This is a genomic window from Sharpea azabuensis DSM 18934 (assembly GCF_000702165.1).
Classification (GTDB): Bacteria; Bacillota_I; Bacilli_A; order Erysipelotrichales; family Coprobacillaceae; genus Sharpea; species Sharpea azabuensis.
Map to the genome: position 1 here is coordinate 15,071 of NZ_JNKU01000004.1, position 17,313 is coordinate 32,383.

Annotated in this window: 14 protein-coding genes, 1 other RNA gene and 1 pseudogene; 3 read left to right on the forward strand and 13 right to left on the reverse strand. The window is 35.6% G+C overall.

What is annotated here, in order from left to right; genetic code table 11:
* Nucleotides 1–3: 3 nt before the first annotated feature.
* Both dnaX and T529_RS0101610 read right to left on the reverse strand, forming a co-directional pair.
* A complete protein-coding gene (gene dnaX / locus T529_RS0101605; RefSeq protein WP_033161870.1) occupies nt 4–1,842 on the reverse strand; it encodes a DNA polymerase III subunit gamma/tau in 1,839 nt (612 codons plus the stop codon).
* Between the two features lie 37 nt (nt 1,843–1,879).
* Nucleotides 1,880–2,767 carry a LysR family transcriptional regulator gene (locus tag T529_RS0101610; RefSeq protein ID WP_033161871.1) on the reverse strand — a complete coding sequence of 296 codons (888 nt, stop codon included), beginning with the start codon at nt 2,765–2,767 and terminating at the stop codon, nt 1,880–1,882.
* A 123-nt stretch (nt 2,768–2,890) separates the two neighbouring features.
* On the opposite strand from T529_RS0101610, the gene T529_RS0101615 reads away from it, so the two are divergent.
* Both T529_RS0101615 and T529_RS0101620 read left to right on the forward strand, forming a co-directional pair.
* The gene (locus T529_RS0101615; RefSeq protein ID WP_033161872.1) at nt 2,891–3,409 is read left to right on the forward strand and encodes a flavodoxin; all 519 of its coding nucleotides are present in this window, start codon (nt 2,891–2,893) and stop codon (nt 3,407–3,409) included.
* Nucleotides 3,409–3,759, forward strand: coding sequence for a Spx/MgsR family RNA polymerase-binding regulatory protein (locus T529_RS0101620; protein ID WP_033161873.1), 351 nt, complete (start codon nt 3,409–3,411; stop codon nt 3,757–3,759). The genes T529_RS0101615 and T529_RS0101620 overlap by 1 nt, the downstream gene beginning before the upstream one ends.
* Before the next feature lie 16 nt (nt 3,760–3,775).
* On the opposite strand, the gene T529_RS0101625 is transcribed toward T529_RS0101620, so the two are convergent.
* Nucleotides 3,776–4,213, reverse strand: a complete 438-nt coding sequence (locus T529_RS0101625; protein ID WP_033161874.1) for a nucleoside deaminase — start codon at nt 4,211–4,213, stop codon at nt 3,776–3,778.
* A 14-nt stretch (nt 4,214–4,227) separates the two neighbouring features.
* Nucleotides 4,228–4,315: signal recognition particle sRNA small type (gene ffs, locus T529_RS12700), an RNA gene on the reverse strand.
* Between the two features lie 104 nt (nt 4,316–4,419).
* On the opposite strand from ffs, the gene T529_RS0101630 reads away from it, so the two are divergent.
* Nucleotides 4,420–6,957: a translation factor GTPase family protein gene (locus T529_RS0101630; RefSeq protein WP_033161875.1), complete on the forward strand. Its 2,538-nt coding sequence runs from the start codon at nt 4,420–4,422 to the stop codon at nt 6,955–6,957.
* A gap of 393 nt (nt 6,958–7,350) precedes the next feature.
* Here the strand turns inward: T529_RS0101630 and T529_RS13700 are convergent, their stop codons facing one another.
* The 9 genes and pseudogenes from T529_RS13700 to dnaN all read right to left on the reverse strand — a co-directional run bounded on the left by T529_RS13700 (nt 7,351) and on the right by dnaN (nt 17,313).
* Nucleotides 7,351–7,551, reverse strand: a complete 201-nt coding sequence (locus T529_RS13700) for an AAA family ATPase (protein WP_081823033.1) — start codon at nt 7,549–7,551, stop codon at nt 7,351–7,353.
* Nucleotides 7,552–7,684: 133 nt separating this feature from the next.
* Nucleotides 7,685–7,741: pseudogene (locus tag T529_RS13855) on the reverse strand (AAA family ATPase); the annotation flags it as partial.
* A gap of 71 nt (nt 7,742–7,812) precedes the next feature.
* On the reverse strand, nt 7,813–9,099 hold the full coding sequence (gene serS, locus T529_RS0101635) for a serine--tRNA ligase (RefSeq protein WP_033161876.1): 1,287 nt from the start codon (nt 9,097–9,099) through the stop codon (nt 7,813–7,815).
* A 106-nt stretch (nt 9,100–9,205) separates the two neighbouring features.
* Nucleotides 9,206–11,695 (reverse strand): DNA gyrase subunit A, encoded by a 2,490-nt coding sequence (gene gyrA, locus T529_RS0101640; protein ID WP_033161877.1) that lies wholly within the window; start codon nt 11,693–11,695, stop codon nt 9,206–9,208.
* Nucleotides 11,696–11,709: 14 nt separating this feature from the next.
* Nucleotides 11,710–13,638: a DNA topoisomerase (ATP-hydrolyzing) subunit B gene (gyrB, locus tag T529_RS0101645; RefSeq protein WP_033161878.1), complete on the reverse strand. Its 1,929-nt coding sequence runs from the start codon at nt 13,636–13,638 to the stop codon at nt 11,710–11,712.
* Nucleotides 13,638–14,729 carry a DNA replication/repair protein RecF gene (recF, locus tag T529_RS0101650; RefSeq protein WP_033161879.1) on the reverse strand — a complete coding sequence of 364 codons (1,092 nt, stop codon included), beginning with the start codon at nt 14,727–14,729 and terminating at the stop codon, nt 13,638–13,640. Before recF ends, gyrB begins: the two co-directional genes overlap by 1 nt.
* Entirely contained in the window at nt 14,720–14,932 is a 213-nt protein-coding gene (locus T529_RS0101655) for an RNA-binding S4 domain-containing protein (RefSeq protein ID WP_033161880.1), read from the reverse strand. The genes recF and T529_RS0101655 overlap by 10 nt, the downstream gene beginning before the upstream one ends.
* A 159-nt stretch (nt 14,933–15,091) precedes the next feature.
* A complete protein-coding gene (locus T529_RS12440; protein ID WP_051646790.1) occupies nt 15,092–16,090 on the reverse strand; it encodes an endonuclease/exonuclease/phosphatase family protein in 999 nt (332 codons plus the stop codon).
* 119 nt (nt 16,091–16,209) lie between these two features.
* Nucleotides 16,210–17,313 carry a DNA polymerase III subunit beta gene (gene dnaN / locus T529_RS0101665; protein WP_033161881.1) on the reverse strand — a complete coding sequence of 368 codons (1,104 nt, stop codon included), beginning with the start codon at nt 17,311–17,313 and terminating at the stop codon, nt 16,210–16,212.

The following is a 17,313-nucleotide window of genomic DNA, read 5'->3' on the forward strand; positions in this document are numbered from 1 at the left end:
TTTCTATTCATCATCATCTGTAAATTCAACGATTTCTTTTCCAAATGTCTCTAAAGCAAACTTCTGTGCTTCATTTAATTGGGATGTGTCATCTAAGTTATGGGAATCAATATGCTTTAATGCAATTGGTCCTGGTTGTGGAAGTTTATGTTGACGCATTAGGACAATAAAATGTTTTCGTAATTCTAACCACTGGTCCATTTGCATTGCAACAAAGCGATATTTTTTACCAAATACCTCTTCCAACAATGATTCTAAAGCACGATAATTCTTATAATAATTGACTGCATTGACATCAGGCATGAATTCATAAGCAATGACAATCGCCTGGCTACAGGCTGCCACAGGCTTACCAACACTCAGCATATTGGCATACTTTGCAACCTTTAATTGTGTCATATAGTTTCTAATGACAGGCCACTTCTCCTGAACATCTAAGAGGACATGTTTATCTGCCTGAACGAGAATATTCATAATATCATCGATATCAACCTGAATATCTAAATCAGAATAGTCTGTTGTCTCATCTTCCTGTTCATTTTCATAATGAAAAACAGGTGGTTTCTGGCTATCAATTTCATCAATAGAATTTATCATTGGTTTGTCAGCTTGATTTGTGATTGGCTGAACATCCTCTTTAACAATTACTTCTTCAGGTTCAGTAACTGGTTCTATCTCTTCAGTAGTTAAAGTATCAATCACATCATCATGACTGTCTTCATTAACTTGAGCTATTTGTTTTTTTGGCATATTGACAACTTTATGATCATGGTCCTGATTACATACCTTGAGAACTGCTAATTCAAAATAAATATGTGGGTTAACTGCTCGTACATACTTCTCAGAGGCGTCAACAAAAAGATGAATAAAATCTAGTGCTTCATCACTTGTAATATAAGGAGCTAAGCTTTCAGCCTGTTTCTTTGTAAGATTAAAGAGAATACTATCATTATGGGTATTCTTATAAATAATGATGTCTTTAAGTATATCAATAAGGTCATATGTTAATCGTTTGATATCTGTACCATTATGGTCCATTTTATCAACAAGCTTTAAAGCCTCTTCCATATCTTGTGAAAGCATAACTTTAATAAAGCGCAGTTTATCATCCATAGAAAGAATGCCATAGATGGAGTTTACATCATCAACTGATAAATGATCATCATTATAAGCAAGACATTGCTCAAGTATTGAAAGTGCATCACGCATACCACCATTTGCAAGTTTTGCGATTTGTGCAAGAGCTCCCTCTTCATAAGTCTTTCCTTCTTGCTTCATCACATGTTCCATGCGTGAAATCATCTCTTCATCCGTAAGTGAAGTAAAGTCGAAACGCTGACAACGAGAGATAATCGTTGATAAAATACGTTGTGGTTCAGTTGTTGCTAGTATGAAGATAACATGAGCTGGAGGTTCTTCAAGTGTCTTTAATAAGGCATTAAAAGCTCCTGAAGACATCATATGAACTTCATCAATAATATAAACTTTATAACGTCCCTGTACTGGGGCATATTTAACTTTGTCAATTAAATCTCTGACCTGTTCAACACCATTATTACTTGCGGCATCGATTTCAATTACATCTGGGTGTGTACCATTTTCAATAGCCTTACAGCTTTCACATTCACCACATGGCTTTGGTTCATGATCACAATTAACTGCCTTTGCAAATATCTTTGCGACTGTCGTCTTCCCTGTACCTCTTGGTCCACAAAAGAGATAAGCGTGGGCAATCTTATTTTCTTCAACAGCATGTTTTAATGTAGTAATGATCGCTTCCTGTCCAGATACATCATCAAAAACCTGCGGACGGTAGGCGCGATATAATGATTTATATGCCATATTTTATCAGCTCCTTGCTTCATTATAATATATATTGCTAAGCTCTTCTACCTAGAGCCATAATAAAAGAAAGAACTTCTTTAGTAGGATGAAGTGGATAAAGAATGCCATAAGGTTGTTTAAATTCCCACTTTACAGGGATGTGTTTAAACATTGGATGGGTATGCTTCCAGGCTTCATGACTAAAGAGCAGCTTATTTTGAGCAATGGCTATATTATAGGTCTCATAATTATAATGTGCTATTGTTTCGAACTGCACAGTATTCTTACATTTTGTAGTTATGGTATCAAAGATATTATCAATTGTTGGACTAAAGCCCCTTTTTGGAATAATAATGGTCTCATGCATAAGTTCACTAGGATCAATGATATCTTTATTGGCTAAAGGATGTGATATTGGTACGGCAAGTAATACAGGTAATAGAGTAAGCTGGAAGGTATTGACTCTATCTCTTAGATAACTTGCATCCGTAATATCAGAGATAATATCAATCTTCTCTCCTAAATGATTGAGCAAATTATAATAATCCTCAGTATTATCACTAATTGGGACATAAGAGAATTCAAAGTTTTTAGCATAGGCTGCGTTTTTATTCCAATGTTTTAATAAGATATCATATGAATGTCCAAGTGAAACTCCCACTCTTATAATATTCTTTTTATTTTCTTCAAGTCGTTTAGCTTCATCAACAATACGATTACTCTCTTCAATAATATGTTTTGCACCATTATAAATAATTCTTCCTTCATCTGTTAAAGTGACACCACGATGACTTCTATTCAAGAGCTTTAATCCTAAATGATCTTCAAGAATATTAATTTGTTTTGTGACGGCATTAGGAGAAATATAGAGTCTTTGTGCAGCCTTAATAAAACTCCCTGCCTCCACAACTGTTATAAAAGTTATAAGATGATGATTATACATACCTACCCACCCTTTCTTTAGTATTATATCATAAGTACACACCTAAAGGTTAGTACTATAAGAACTTTTATGAAATTCACTTGTGTGCAATTTAATGGTACATTGTAGACACGAGGTAAGACAATGAAATCAGTAATCGCATATTTTTCCCATCGTGGTTATAACTGCGTAGATGGAAAAGTAAAATATTTAGAAAAAGGAAATACAGAAATAGTAGCTCATATGATTGCCTGTGTAAGTCATCTTCCCTTATTTAGAATTGAGCCTGAATCAGAATCAAATTACCCAGATAATTTCTATGAGTACTTAAATATCACACAACAGGAACTTGCCAATAAAGCCTACCCCCAATTAAAAGGCTATCTACATGACCATTATGACGAGATATATCTTGGCTTTCCAAACTACTGGGGAACAATGCCAAGAGCAGTATTTTCTTTTCTAAAAGAGCTAGATGATAACAACGTAGTCATTCATCCCTTCATTACTCATGATGGTGGTGATTATGGCAACAGTCTTACCGATATAAAAACATTATGCCCACATGCCACGATAACTGAGCCTTTATCCTTGAAATGTACACACATTAAATGCCAGTTAAGTGCCATCGAAACATGGGTCAAGAAAGGAAGTCATGATTAATGGTTAAGATTTACACAAGTCCCGGTAGCCAATCTTCTAGAAAGGCTATTAATTGGTTTAAAGAAAACAACATTCCATACAACGAAAAGAATATTGTAAGTACTCCTCTAGAGGATAGTGATATCCTTGAGATCTTTAAACGTTCAGAAAACGGTACTGAAGATTTTATTTCTACAAGATCTAAAGTCATTAACGAAACAAAAGTCGATATTGATTCAATGTCACTTAATGAATTGATGCATTTTATTAAAGATAACCCAACTGTACTCAAAAGACCTATCATGATTGATGATCGACGTTTCCAGGTAGGCTATAATGCAGAAGAAATTAGAAGCTTTATCCCACGTTAAAAGATGATCGAAATGATCATCTTTTTTCATGAAAATATGATTTTAATAATGACTGACAAATAGCACTTAGCTTACTAATTTCAATACGTGGAATATAGTTCAGTTCATAATCGCGCATATAATTAATGAGCCCAGGCCATCTCGTATCCCTTGTCCCAATAATGACACGGCGAATACGACTTTGGTAGATTGCCCCACTACACATCATGCACGGTTCCAATGTCACATACATATCACAACCATCTAAATGCCAGTTATGGAGTTCTAAAGAGGCTTGTTTTATAGCAAGCATTTCGGCATGAGCAATGACATTTTGGTGGTGTTCTTTCATATTATGAGCACGCGCAATAATCATGCCATCTTTGACAATAATACATCCTACAGGTACTTCATCGATTGAAGCTGCTTTCTTAGCTTCCTTTATGGCTTCTTGCATATATTCTTCATCAGTCATATTCTTCTCCTAACAAAAAGGCCACTACACACGAACAGGGATCCTTAGTGCTGCTACCTTCCGGTCCTGACACGGTTCAGATATGTCCGTTGTAATGGCAAGAAATATTATAACATACATTTATGTGTTGTCAATTAGATGTTTGAAGTCCTATTTGACTATGTTAAAATAATCAATAATCAAACTCTTTCAAAGGAGATATAATCATGAAAAATATCGTAACAGGTTTTGTTGCCCATGTTGATGCAGGTAAGACAACATTATCAGAAAGCCTCCTCTATATAACTCATACAACAAGACATCAAGGACGTGTTGATCATAAAGATACGCTTTTAGACTTTGATCAACAAGAAAGAGATAGAGGTATTACTATCTTCTCCAAGATATCCAATATTAACTATTTGGATACACATTTCACTTTTCTAGATACCCCAGGTCATGTCGATTTTTCTGGTGAAATGGAACGTGCTTTATCCGTTCTTGATTATGCTATTTTAATTGTTTCAGGTATTGATGGCCTTCAAGCCCATACAAAGACAATTTGGAAACTACTATCACACTATCGAATACCTACATTTATCTTTGTCAATAAAATGGATATTAGTCCTTATACAAAACATGAACTTCTCGATAATCTTCGAGAATTATCCGATAACATCATTGATATAGAAAAGATGAATTATGAAGAAATGGCTATGGCTGATGATGCTTTATTAGAAGAATACATGCAGACAAATGCTCTCTCTAAAGAAAGTCTCGTAAAGGCTATTCAAGAGAGAAAACTCTTCCCTGTCATCTTTGGTTCAGCACTTAAAAATGATCATGTACAAGAGTTACTGGATATGTTGGATACATATACAATACCCCACTCTACGCAAAATGAACTCTCTGCTTCTGTCTACAAGATAGATCATGATGATAAAGGTGAACGCTTAACGTATGTACGTATTTATGATGGAATGCTTCACGTGAAACAATTGATCAACGAAGAAAAGATCAATCAAATCAGACTCTATCAAGGAAACAAATATACATTACTAGAAGAAGCAGGAGCAGGAAGTGTCGTCGTATTAACCGGCCTCAAAGAAACTCAATCTGGAGATATTATTGGTAGAGGTAAACCGCATACGAGCTATCTCCAACCCTATATGCATTATCAGTTACATCTTGCCGATAATGAGAACCAAAGCAAAATGTTGGAAAACTTAAAGTTACTAGCTCAGGAAGAACCTCTATTGAATATGAAGATTCAAGATGCACAACACATAGAAGTCTCGTTGATGGGTGAAATACAAATAGAAATACTCAAAGAAATCATTAGAGAAAGATATCATGAAGAAGTGACGATTGATTCTAAACAAATTTCTTATAAAGAAACAATCTTGGATTCCGTTGAAGGTGTTGGTCATTTTGAACCATTACGTCATTATGCTGAAGTCCACATTCTTCTTGAACCACTACCAACTGGAAGTGGTATTGAATATGAGAATCGTTGTATGAATAACTTACCTGAAAACTATCAACGTTTAATCATGACACATTTACAAGAGAAAGTGCATTTAGGTGTCCTTACAGGTTCCCCTTTAACAGATATCCGCTTTGTTTTATTAGGTGGAAAAGCTCATGATAAACATACAGTTGGTGGTGATTTTAGAGAAGCGACTTATCGTGCTGTAAGACATGCATTAATACGTACAACGTCCATTCTACTAGAACCATATGGAAAATATGTCTTGAAGATTCCTTCTGCCTTTATCTCTAAAGCATTCTATGATCTTGATTCAGAACAACCTCCTATCATCACAGATGATAATGGCACAACAGCCACAATAAAAGGACAAGCACCAATAGAAATGCTTTCAAACTATACTCAAGAAGTTCTGAATTATACAAAGGGAGAAGGCAGCCTTTCTATTGAAGAAACCTACTATGCTCCAGTTAAAGAACCAGAAGAAATCATTGAACAATTCCATTACAATCCAGAACAAGATTTAGAGAACCCAACTGGTTCAATTTTCTGCACGCATGGTGCAGGCTATTATGTCCCTTGGCAGATGGTTGAAGAGAAAATGCATCTTGATTATTTCATCAAAGAAGAAAAAGAAGCTGCTCCTATAACACATCGTAAAATGCATATTAGCGATGAAGAAGTGAAACGCGTATTTGAAAATACTTATGGAAAGCAGGAAAGAAAACTTGCGAAAGATTTCTATGGTTCAAAAAAGAAAGAACATACCCCTACTGTTTCAAGCAACACATACCAACAAAAGCCTGAATGTTTATTGGTAGATGGCTATAATATCATCTTCGCCTGGGATGAACTCAATAAGATTGCAAAGACAAACCTTGGTGCTGCAAGAGATAAACTTCTTGATATCATGAGTAGTTATCAAGGCTATCGTGATAATACTGTGATTGTTGTATTTGATGCGTATAAAATTCCTGGAAATCCAGGTTCAAAAACACAATATCATAATCTCTATGTCGTCTATACCAAAGAACAACAAACAGCTGATGCCTATATTGAAAAAGCGACAAAAGAAATAGCCAATCACTATCGTGTTGTTGTCGCTACAAGCGACAATGCCGAACAAACAATCGTAGTAGGACATGGCGCCACACGTGTCTCTTCAAGAGAACTCAAGGAACTTGTTGAACACACAAACGCCTATGAACAAGCTGAATATCATAGAAAAAATCCAATCGTGCCTGATACACCATTGGATCATCTTAAGAAGGACTAAATCCTTCTTTTTTATTCATTATATATATAAAGTTTCAAATAATTGCGAAAATTATCCATCACATCAGTATTATGGTATCCAAGAGAATACATTCTTGTCATAGTATCATAATCATTAATTGTTAAATAGTCGGAGAAAAATAAGAGTGGTATAAGATCAGTAGAATGAGGAGTGTATGCGTTATAAGATATATTTGTGTTTAAATTGATTCTAAATCAACAGTAGATTTTCTAAGTCTTTCAACCAAGAATGCTAGAAACAAGTATGTGTTTTTAAGGGTATTGAAATCACTAAAGATTGAGAGATTAGAATACGTAGTTACGCCTGTAAAAAACTAAATTGAATATAGTCATCCATGTCTTTCATTGTTGAGAAGAGTCTTCGATTCAACTCTTACTGTTCTCCATTTACACACATTGTATCGATAAGAGGTTTATCATATTCATCGACAAGAATAACGATTTTTTTACAAGTCTTCTGATATAATCCTTCAATATCTCTGCAAAATTGGGAAGAAAGATTCTGATTCTCAGTATTTATTAAAGTAAGGTGATATTGGGTTATATCTTTCTCTAAGACATAATTCAGTACAATAGCTAATCCCCATGAGAAATATTATATTCCTCTCCTGACAATGAAAAAAAAGAATAGGATATTGATCACAATTATATTCATACTGATCAATATAAAACCCTTTGAATAATTCTTTCTTTCATTCAAAGTAAGATTAAAGCTTTGATACAAATAAGCTTTTTCCAAATCTTCTAGGTCTACTAAAAAATAGGAATCACCATTTCTCTAATATCATACCCTGAAACATTATAAAAAGAAGATTCAAGCGAATCTTCTTTTTTATTAATCCTGAGGAACAATCTTTGTCTTACCACCCATGTAAGGCTGTAATACCTTAGGGATGTTGATTGATCCATCTTCATTATAGTTGTTTTCAATAACTGCAATCATACCTCTAGGAGAAGCTACAACTGTGTTATTTAATGTATGTAAGTAATATGTGCCCTTTTCGTTCTTAGCACGGATACCAAGTCTTCTTGCTTGTGCATCACCAAGGGTAGAACATGAGCCTACTTCAAAATACTTTTGCTGACGTGGTGACCATGCTTCAACATCACATGATTTCACTTTTAAGTCAGCTAAATCACCAGAACAACATTCTAACTGTCTAACTGGGACGTCCATATTTCTAAAGACATCGACAGTATAACGCCACATCTTTTCATATTCTTCCATTGAATTTTCTGGTTCACAAAGAACAATCATTTCTTCCTTTTCAAACTGATGAACACGGTATAGACCTCTTTCTTCTAGACCATGTGAGCCACCTTCCTTACGGAAACATGGTGAATAAGATGTCATTCTGATTGGAAGCTTATCTGAATCCACGATCTGTCCTTGGAAACGGCCAATCATAGAATGTTCTGATGTACCAATTAAATAAAGGTCTTCTCCTTCAATCTTGTACATCATGGCATCCATTTCTTCAAAAGACATAACCCCATTAACGACATTACTTCTGATCATGAATGGTGGTACACAATAAGTAAAGCCTTTATCAATCATGTAGTCTCTTGCATAGGCAATCATGGCTTCATGTAAACGGGCAATATCACCAATTAAATAATAGAATCCTTCACCTGAAGTACGACCTGCAGATTCTTTATCCATACCATTGACTCTATGAATAATATCGGCATGATGAGGAATTTCATATGGTGGAACAACAGGTTCACCAAATCTTTCCACTTCAACATTTTCTGAATCATCTTTTCCAATTGGGACTGATGGATCAATGAAATTAGGAATCTGGTACATCACTTCAAGAAGTTTCTGTGTTGTTTCTTTCTGTGTTGCTTCTAATTCAGGAAGCTTTTCATTAATTTCCTTAACTCTAGCCTTGGCAGCTTCAGCTTCTTCTTTCTTGCCTTCTCTCATCAACTGACCAATTGACTTAGAAATCTTATTCTTTTCTGCTCTTAATTCAGAACCTTCTGTTTCTGAAGCTCTTTTAGCCTGATCGAGCTTTAATGCTTCATCTACTAATGGTAATTTATGATCCTGGAACTTTTTACGAATATTCTCTCTGACAGATTCAGGATCTTCTCTTAATCTTGCAATATCAATCATGACTTTCTCCTTTGACTATATACATGATGATTATACAACAATCATATCTAAAAAAAAAGACAGTTATCTTGAACTCAATTTCATATAAACAGAAAAGTCAGAGATATTATCCCTGACTTTCTTCTGTTTCATTTGTTTGTGCTGTTTCTTCAGACTCATCTGTTTTATCAACAACAGAAATGGAAGAGACAACAGAACCACCATTAACTCGAATGAGGCGTACACCTTGTGTTGCTCGACCTGCTTCTTTGACCTGTTCCATTGGTAATCTAATGACAATACCTTCACTTGTCATAATCATGAGGTCTTCATTACCTTCAACAGCCTTAATCGCTACAAGATCGCCATTCTTACTTGTAACATTAAGTGTCTTAACACCCTTACCACCACGGTGAGCGAGACGATATTCATCAGCAGGTGAAATCTTCCCATAACCATATTCCGTTACGACAAGCACTTTGCTGCCTTCAAGCGATGTTGTCACACCAACGATATGTGCGCCATCAACATTCATGCCACGCACACCACTCGCTGTTCTGCCCATTTCACGGACATCATTCTCATCAAAGCGAATTGCTTTACCATTTGAGGCAGCTAAGAGAATCTCAGATTCACCATTCGTTAATTTCACATCAACAAGCTCATCATCATCTCTTAAGCTAATTGCAATCTTACCTGATGTACGAATATTCTCAAATTCAGTAATCTTTGTACGTTTGACAATACCATTCTTTGTGACAAAGAATAAGAAGCATTTTTCACTGACTTCATCACGATGAATAGAAATCATAGTTTTGACATTCTCATTTTTATCCATGTTGAGAAGGTTAACGATTGGTAATCCTTTAGCCGTACGTCCAAATTCAGGAATATTATATCCCTTCATACGATAAACCTTACCAAAGTTCGTAAAGACAAGTAAATCATCATGGGTAGACATGTTGATAATATCTTTGACAACATCATCATTGTTTGTAGCCATACCTTTGACACCTTTACCGCCTCTGTTTTGGGCTTTATAAGTATCTACTGGCATTCTCTTGACATAGCCATTTGTCGTCATCGAAATAATAACGTCTTCTTCTGGAATAAGATCTTCATCTTCGATATCAAATGTACCTTGAATGATTTCTGTACGACGTTTATCACCATATTTATTTTTGATTTCAGTAAGTTCATCACGAATAATTTCCAGAACACGTTCTTCATTCGCAAGAATGTCCTTTAAGTCCGCAATAAGCTCTAATAACGCCTTTAATTCATTTTCAATCTTTTCTCTTTCCAAACCTGCTAGACGCTGTAACTGCATTTCACGAATAGCTTTAGCCTGACGATCAGACATATTGAATTCATCCATTAATCTTTGTTGGATGATTTCTGTCGTACGAGAAGAACGAATTAAGGCAATAATGGCATCAATATTATCAATGGCACGTTTTAAGCCTTCTAAGATATGTGCACGGTCTTCTGCTTTCTTTAAATCAAAGGCTGTTCTTCTACGAATAACATCTTCTTGGTGATTCAGATAGATATCCAACATATCTTTAAGTGTTAATGTCTTTGGTTCATCATTGACAATAGCTGTGTTATTGACACCAAATGTTGTTTGGAGTGAAGTGAGTTTGTAGAGCTGGTTGAGAATAACTTCTGGCTGTACGTCACGGCGTAGTTCAATGACAATACGAATACCTTCTCTACTTGATTCATCACGTAATTCTGTAATACCATCAATATTTTTATTCTTAACATGTTCAGCTATCTTTTCAATCAGTCTTGCTTTATTGACCATGTATGGAATTTCTGTGACAATAATGGCTTTCTTGTTTGAACCAATATCTTCGATCTCAGATCTTGCACGCATGACAATGAGGCCTTGACCTGTTTCAAAAGCTTTCTTGATAGCTGACTTACCGAGAATATAAGCACCTGTTGGGAAATCAGGTCCCTTGATATATTCCATCAGTTCAGCTACTGACATATCTCTATTTTTTGAATATGCCAGTAATCCATCAACAACTTCACCTAGGTTATGTGGAGCCATATTTGTTGCCATACCGACGGCAATACCGGTTGTTCCATTAATAAGCAAGTTTGGTATTCTTGAAGGAAGTACGGATGGTTCTTTTTCTTCACCATCATAGTTAGGGACAAAGTCAATGGTATCTTTGTTGATGTCTCTGACCATTTCCATACAAATCTTGCTCATACGTGATTCGGTATAACGCATAGCGGCTGCACCATCACCATCGATTGAGCCAAAGTTACCATGCCCATCGACAAGCATATAACGATAAGAGAAATCCTGCGCCATACGGACTAGGGCTTCATAGATGGAACTGTCTCCATGAGGGTGATATTTACCCATAACATCCCCGACAATTCTTGCCGACTTCTTAAATGGTTTATCACTATAACAACCAAGCTCATTCATGCCATAAATAATACGTCTTTGAACTGGCTTTAAGCCATCTCTCGCGTCGGGAAGGGCACGAGAGATAATAACTGACATTGCGTATTCAAGGAAAGACTTACGCATTTCGCTCGTAAGATTAATATTACGAACGCCTTTTTCTTCAATATTGTGTTGATCGTCCATTTCATACTCCTTCCTTAAATATCAAGATTTTCTACATATTTCGCATTCTCTCTAATGAAATCACGACGAGGTTCTACCTTTTCCCCCATCAACATATCAAATAAGAGATCTGCTTCCATCGCATCATCAATATTGATACGATTCAATACTCTATTTTCAGGTGACATGGTTGTTTCCCATAACTGTTCTGCATCCATTTCACCTAGACCTTTATATCTCTGAATTGTAAACTTCGCATCAGGTCCAAGTTCTTCTCTTAACTTGTCAAGTTCATAATCTGAATACAGATAATGGTCATCTTTACCATGTTTCAATAAGTAAAGTGGTGGCTGTGCCGCATAGACATAACCCTGTTCAATTAATGGTCTTAAATAACGATATAAGAATGTCAACATTAAGATTCTAATATGTCCACCATCGACATCGGCATCGGTCATAATGACAATCTTATGATATCTCAGCTTACTAATATCAAATTCATCACCAATACCTGTGCCAAAAGCTGTAATCATACTACGAATTTCGGCATTACCAAGAATTCTTTCAAGACGCGCTTTTTCAACGTTCAGAATCTTACCTCTTAAAGGAAGAATAGCCTGTGTACGACGATCTCTACCAGTTTTTGCACTACCACCGGCAGAGTCCCCTTCGACGATATAGATTTCACATTCTGTTGGATCTTTAGAAGAACAATCGGCTAGCTTACCTGGAAGATCGGCAATATCAAGAGCTGTCTTTCTTCTTGTCATTTCACGGGCACGTTTTGCGGCCATTCTTGCCTTTGAGGCAAGGGTTACTTTATCCATGATGATACGTGCTGTATCAGGATTTTCTAAGAAGAACTTTTCAAGGGCATCAGAGACAATTGTACGGGTAATCTTACGTACTTCGGCATTACCAAGTTTTGTCTTTGTCTGGCCTTCAAACTGTGGATCTGGATGCTTCACTGAGATAATTGCAGTTAAACCTTCACGACAGTCTTCACCTGATAAGTTCTCATCCTTCTCTTTTAAGAAACCATTATTTCTTGCATAGTTGTTGATGACACGGGTTAAAGCAGCACGAAAACCTTCTTCATGCATACCACCTTCAACGGTATGAATATTATTTGCAAAAGAATAAATATTACTTGTAAAGCCATCATTATACTGCAAAGCCACTTCGACAGAAATACCATCAATAGAGTCTTCACAATCAATAATTTCTTCATGTAAAGCTGTTTTATTCTTATTGAGGTAGGCAACATATTCTCTAATACCACCCTCATACATATAATCATTTTCTCTTGGCTTATCTCCACGTTCATCAATTAAAACAAGACGTAATCCTTTATTGAGGAAAGCCAATTCTCTAATACGCTGATTTAATGTTTCAAAATCATAAACTGTCGTTTCAGTGAAAATAGTAGGATCTGGTTTAAAGACAACTGTTGTACCTGTATCATCACATGTTCCAACAACTTCAAGATCCTTAACTGGCTTACCACCATTTTCAAAGCGCTGGTGATAAATATGGCCATCACGATGGACATAGACTTCAAGCCAGCTAGAGAGCGCATTAACGACCGAAGCACCTACACCATGTAGGCCACCAGAGACCTTGTAGCCACCTTCACCAAACTTACCTCCGGCATGTAGGACTGTAAAGATTGTTTCAATCGTACTCTTGCCTGTTTTCGCATTTGTACCAGTAGGCATACCACGACCATTATCAATAACTTCAATAATGTCACCGGGTTTGATTTTGACAATAATCTTTGTACAGAAACCAGCTAAGGCTTCATCAATAGAGTTATCGACAATTTCCCAGACAAGATGATGAAGTCCCCTGCCAGAAGTTGTACCAATATACATACCTGGTCTTTTACGTACTGGTTCAAGACCTTCAAGAACCTGAATATCATTATCCCCATAGGAATGATGCACTTTAGTATCTTCGTCCATTATATGTCCTCCTTATTTCCATGACTTATTTTGATTTTCTTTGCCTTTGCAATAGAGGCATGTTGCATACCTTCTATTGATGTTGTGGTGATGAATGTCTGGACCTTATGGTCTATTAAATTCATCATCTTCATTTTACGTTGATCATCAAGCTCACTTAAGACATCATCAAGTAAGAGAATTGGATATTCCCCAATTTCCTTCTTAACGATTTCAAGTAAAGCTGTCTTGATTGCTAAAACAATGGAACGCTGTTGGCCTTGTGAAGCATAGAGCGAAGCATCATTGTTATTCAATTGAAATTTTAAATCATCCTTATGTAAACCATCCACGGTCGACATATAGATGATATCGCGTTTGTAAGTCTTGTGATATTTCGCAAGAATAGCCTCTTTTGAGATTTCTTTATAGCTTGTATGATAACTAACTGTAAGCTTCTCATCAGCTGAGAGATAATCATACATTGTCCCACTCATCTCATTTAAAAGAGCGACAAAATCCATTCTCCGCTTGATTAAGTCAGCTGATAGTTCAGCAAGCTGTTCAGATAACACATCAAGATAGAGATCACCCTCTTTATGTTGTTCTTTGAGCATCTTTAAGAAGGCATTACGTTCTTTAAGAAGCTTGTGATATTTGGTGATGTTATACATATAGATAGGAGATATCTTAGAAATCTCTTGATCTAAGAGCTGTCTTCTTGCGCTTGGACTTCCTTTAACTAAAGATAAGTCTTCAGGCACAAAGAGAATCGCATTTAAATAACCAATATAATCACTTGTTCTTGCAATATCTTTACGATTAATAAAGGCTTTCTTGCCCTGTTTACTCACGACAACACGCATATCATAGTCGTGTTTATTACTTTCAACCTGTCCTTCTACAAAACCAAACTCTGATTCAAATTGAATCAATTCTTTGATTTTATGCGTACGAAAGCTTCTTGTTGTAGAAAGGAGGTAGATGGCTTCTAAAACATTTGTCTTACCCTGAGCATTATTACCAATCAAGATATTGATATGGGGATCAAAGATAAATGTTTCTTGGTCATAGTTTCTGAAATGTTTAAGTTTCAGTTCATTTACTTGCATGCAATACGATACGTTTCGCCATCATAACCAAATACATCACCATCATGAAGCTTCTTACCACGGTGAGTATCAACTTCACCATTCACAGTGACTTCTCCTTCTTGAATGAGTGCCTTAGCCTCAAAGCCAGAAGAAGCAGCACCAGAAAGCTTCATCGCTTGTCCTAATGTAATATATTCAGTTGATATTTCTAAATCTTTCATGAAACTACACTATCCTTTCTCATACTCGCCCATTATAGCACAAAAATGCGTATTTTAGTACAGAAAAAGCATTCTATGAAAACCATATTCCACCATTACTTTACCCAAAAAACGCTTAAAAAAGAAATTTAAGCGTTTTTCAAACATTATTCTCATAAATTAATAACTATATTCAACATATATAGCACAATGATCAGACTCTCCTAAATCCATCACTGAAACATTTTTCACTTTACTATCACTTGGTATAAGTATGTGATCAATAGAAGAACGAATAAAACAAGGCATCTTGGTATGCCAAGTCCCCCTCTTCCAGAATGGTAAAACATTAAGGACATCTTTATGTGTCTTAATAGTACTTAAGCTACTATGACGCATGGTTGCATTGAAATCACCAAGAATAATGGCATCAGGATACTTCTTAATCAATTTCTCACTGATCAATTGTAAATCATTCTGCCATTCATTTTTCAGCATGGCTAAAGGTGGTGCTGTATGCAAGGCAATTATTTCAGGAGCATGCTTACTCTTTAAATGAAGAGTACCAAAGGTTGTACTATAGGTGAAGTTATCATCCATTTGATAGTTCAATGACTTTCTTGTGATGACTGTCACAGGTCCAATAGCACCATCCGCTGTTCCTAGGACTATCTTTGACATGAAAAGATCATAGTTATTGATGTTTATATTTGCCTGTTTCATCAATGTTTTTACAGCAGTGAAGTCAGCTTCATTCTGGGCATCATATTGTCCATATTCACATAAGACTACAACATCATTACCTTTTAGCAGTTTATCTAAGCTCTTATATGTTAAGTGATTACCGACATTATAAGACACAATACGTAATCCTTTTTGTGAAGTCGTCGTTTTAGATTCTTGAAAAGGCATTGATGTTACGCTAAGGAATATCATGAGTATGATGGCCATCATGATAAATCTCATATTCTTCTTATGCTTATAAGCATATATAGCACATACAAAGAGAATAGCGATATAAAGACAACCAAATAATAATGGAAATGCATAAATATAAGTAAATGGAAGTGTTGTTGTGAGTTTTTGATTAAATGGAGAAGAAGGAAAAAGGCTGTAAGGAAGAGCTATTAAGAGCGGGATAGTCATGAGTATAAGCATTAGTATGGATTTCTTATGCATCGTGTTTACCTCTTTTTTTGTAGTATCCATAGATTATCAAACGTAAAATCAATAGGCAATATGTCTTGGATAAATGCAAAAAAGAGATCTTTTAAACAGACCTCTTTTGGGAGAAACCTTTAATAAGTTCGTACAGGTAAAACTACCTGAATATTATCATCTTTTTCTAAGTCTTTGACAATGAATGGACGCATTGGTCCAGAGAATTCAAGTTTGACTTTATCAGAGTTAATTGATCTAATGGCATCCGATAAATATTTACCGGAGAATGAGATATTTAGAGGATCACCTTTATAGAAAGCTTTAGGCAAATCTTCTTCTACAGAACCGACTTCCTGGCTATTAGATGTCATAAGAACTCGATCAGGATTCATTGTGAGGGTTACAAGATTCTTTGCTTCATCGGATAAAAGTGTTGTTCTATCGATTGCTCCAAGCAATGCTGTTGACAATACAGTCATTTCAAAATCATAGTAATCTGAAATAAGACGTGAAGTATCTGGGAATGTACCATCAATTAAACGTGAAAGAACCATATAATCATCAATAATAAATAATACTTTCTTGTCTTCTACATAAATATCCACAGTTTCATCTTTTTCAATAATACGAGAAATTTCGACAAGAGATTTCTTTGGAATAATAATATTAAAAACTGTTTCTTCAGATAAAGGACTTGAAGCCTGGGCTAAACGATAAGAATCTGTCGCAATACATGTTAACTGATTGTTGGCAGCATGGAAATTAACCCCTGTCAATACAGGGCGTGTTTCATTTTCACTTGTCGCAAAGGAAGTTTCTTCAATAAGTCTTTTAAGAATAGCTGAATCTGCCTGAAGTAAAGTCCCCTTTTTCGCAAAATCAATTCTTGGATAATCAAAGGCTGGTGTTCCATTTAAATTGAATTGAGAGCTTCCTCCATCAATACGTGTTAAAGCACCATCTAAAATTTCAAAGCTAATTGTATCACTTGCGATTTTTCGCACAATTTCCAAAATATATTTTGATGATAAAACAACAGAACCTGTTTCAATAATTTCAATATCATCAGTTACTTTTGTCTGTATAGAAATATCGCTGTCACTACCAGTTAATACAAGACCATCAGTTTGTAAATCAAATTTGATACCTGTAAGTACAGGAAGTGGACTCTTTAATGAGACAGCTCTTGATACTCTAGACAGGGCATTCAGTAAAACTGTTCGTTTGATATTAAATTTCAT

Excerpts from the sequence above, each read along its gene's own strand:
- dnaX (WP_033161870.1), bottom strand. The coding sequence starts at position 1,842 with ATGGCATATAAATCATTATATCGCGCCTACCGTCCGCAGGTTTTTGAT.
- T529_RS0101610 (WP_033161871.1), bottom strand. The coding sequence starts at position 2,767 with ATGTATAATCATCATCTTATAACTTTTATAACAGTTGTGGAGGCAGGG.
- T529_RS0101615 (WP_033161872.1), top strand. The coding sequence starts at position 2,891 with ATGAAATCAGTAATCGCATATTTTTCCCATCGTGGTTATAACTGCGTA.
- T529_RS0101620 (WP_033161873.1), top strand. The coding sequence starts at position 3,409 with ATGGTTAAGATTTACACAAGTCCCGGTAGCCAATCTTCTAGAAAGGCT.
- T529_RS0101625 (WP_033161874.1), bottom strand. The coding sequence starts at position 4,213 with ATGACTGATGAAGAATATATGCAAGAAGCCATAAAGGAAGCTAAGAAA.
- T529_RS0101630 (WP_033161875.1), top strand. The coding sequence starts at position 4,420 with ATGAAAAATATCGTAACAGGTTTTGTTGCCCATGTTGATGCAGGTAAG.
- serS (WP_033161876.1), bottom strand. The coding sequence starts at position 9,099 with ATGATTGATATTGCAAGATTAAGAGAAGATCCTGAATCTGTCAGAGAG.
- gyrA (WP_033161877.1), bottom strand. The coding sequence starts at position 11,695 with ATGGACGATCAACACAATATTGAAGAAAAAGGCGTTCGTAATATTAAT.
- gyrB (WP_033161878.1), bottom strand. The coding sequence starts at position 13,638 with ATGGACGAAGATACTAAAGTGCATCATTCCTATGGGGATAATGATATT.
- recF (WP_033161879.1), bottom strand. The coding sequence starts at position 14,729 with ATGCAAGTAAATGAACTGAAACTTAAACATTTCAGAAACTATGACCAA.
- T529_RS0101655 (WP_033161880.1), bottom strand. The coding sequence starts at position 14,932 with ATGAAAGATTTAGAAATATCAACTGAATATATTACATTAGGACAAGCG.
- T529_RS12440 (WP_051646790.1), bottom strand. The coding sequence starts at position 16,090 with ATGCATAAGAAATCCATACTAATGCTTATACTCATGACTATCCCGCTC.
- dnaN (WP_033161881.1), bottom strand. The coding sequence starts at position 17,313 with ATGAAATTTAATATCAAACGAACAGTTTTACTGAATGCCCTGTCTAGA.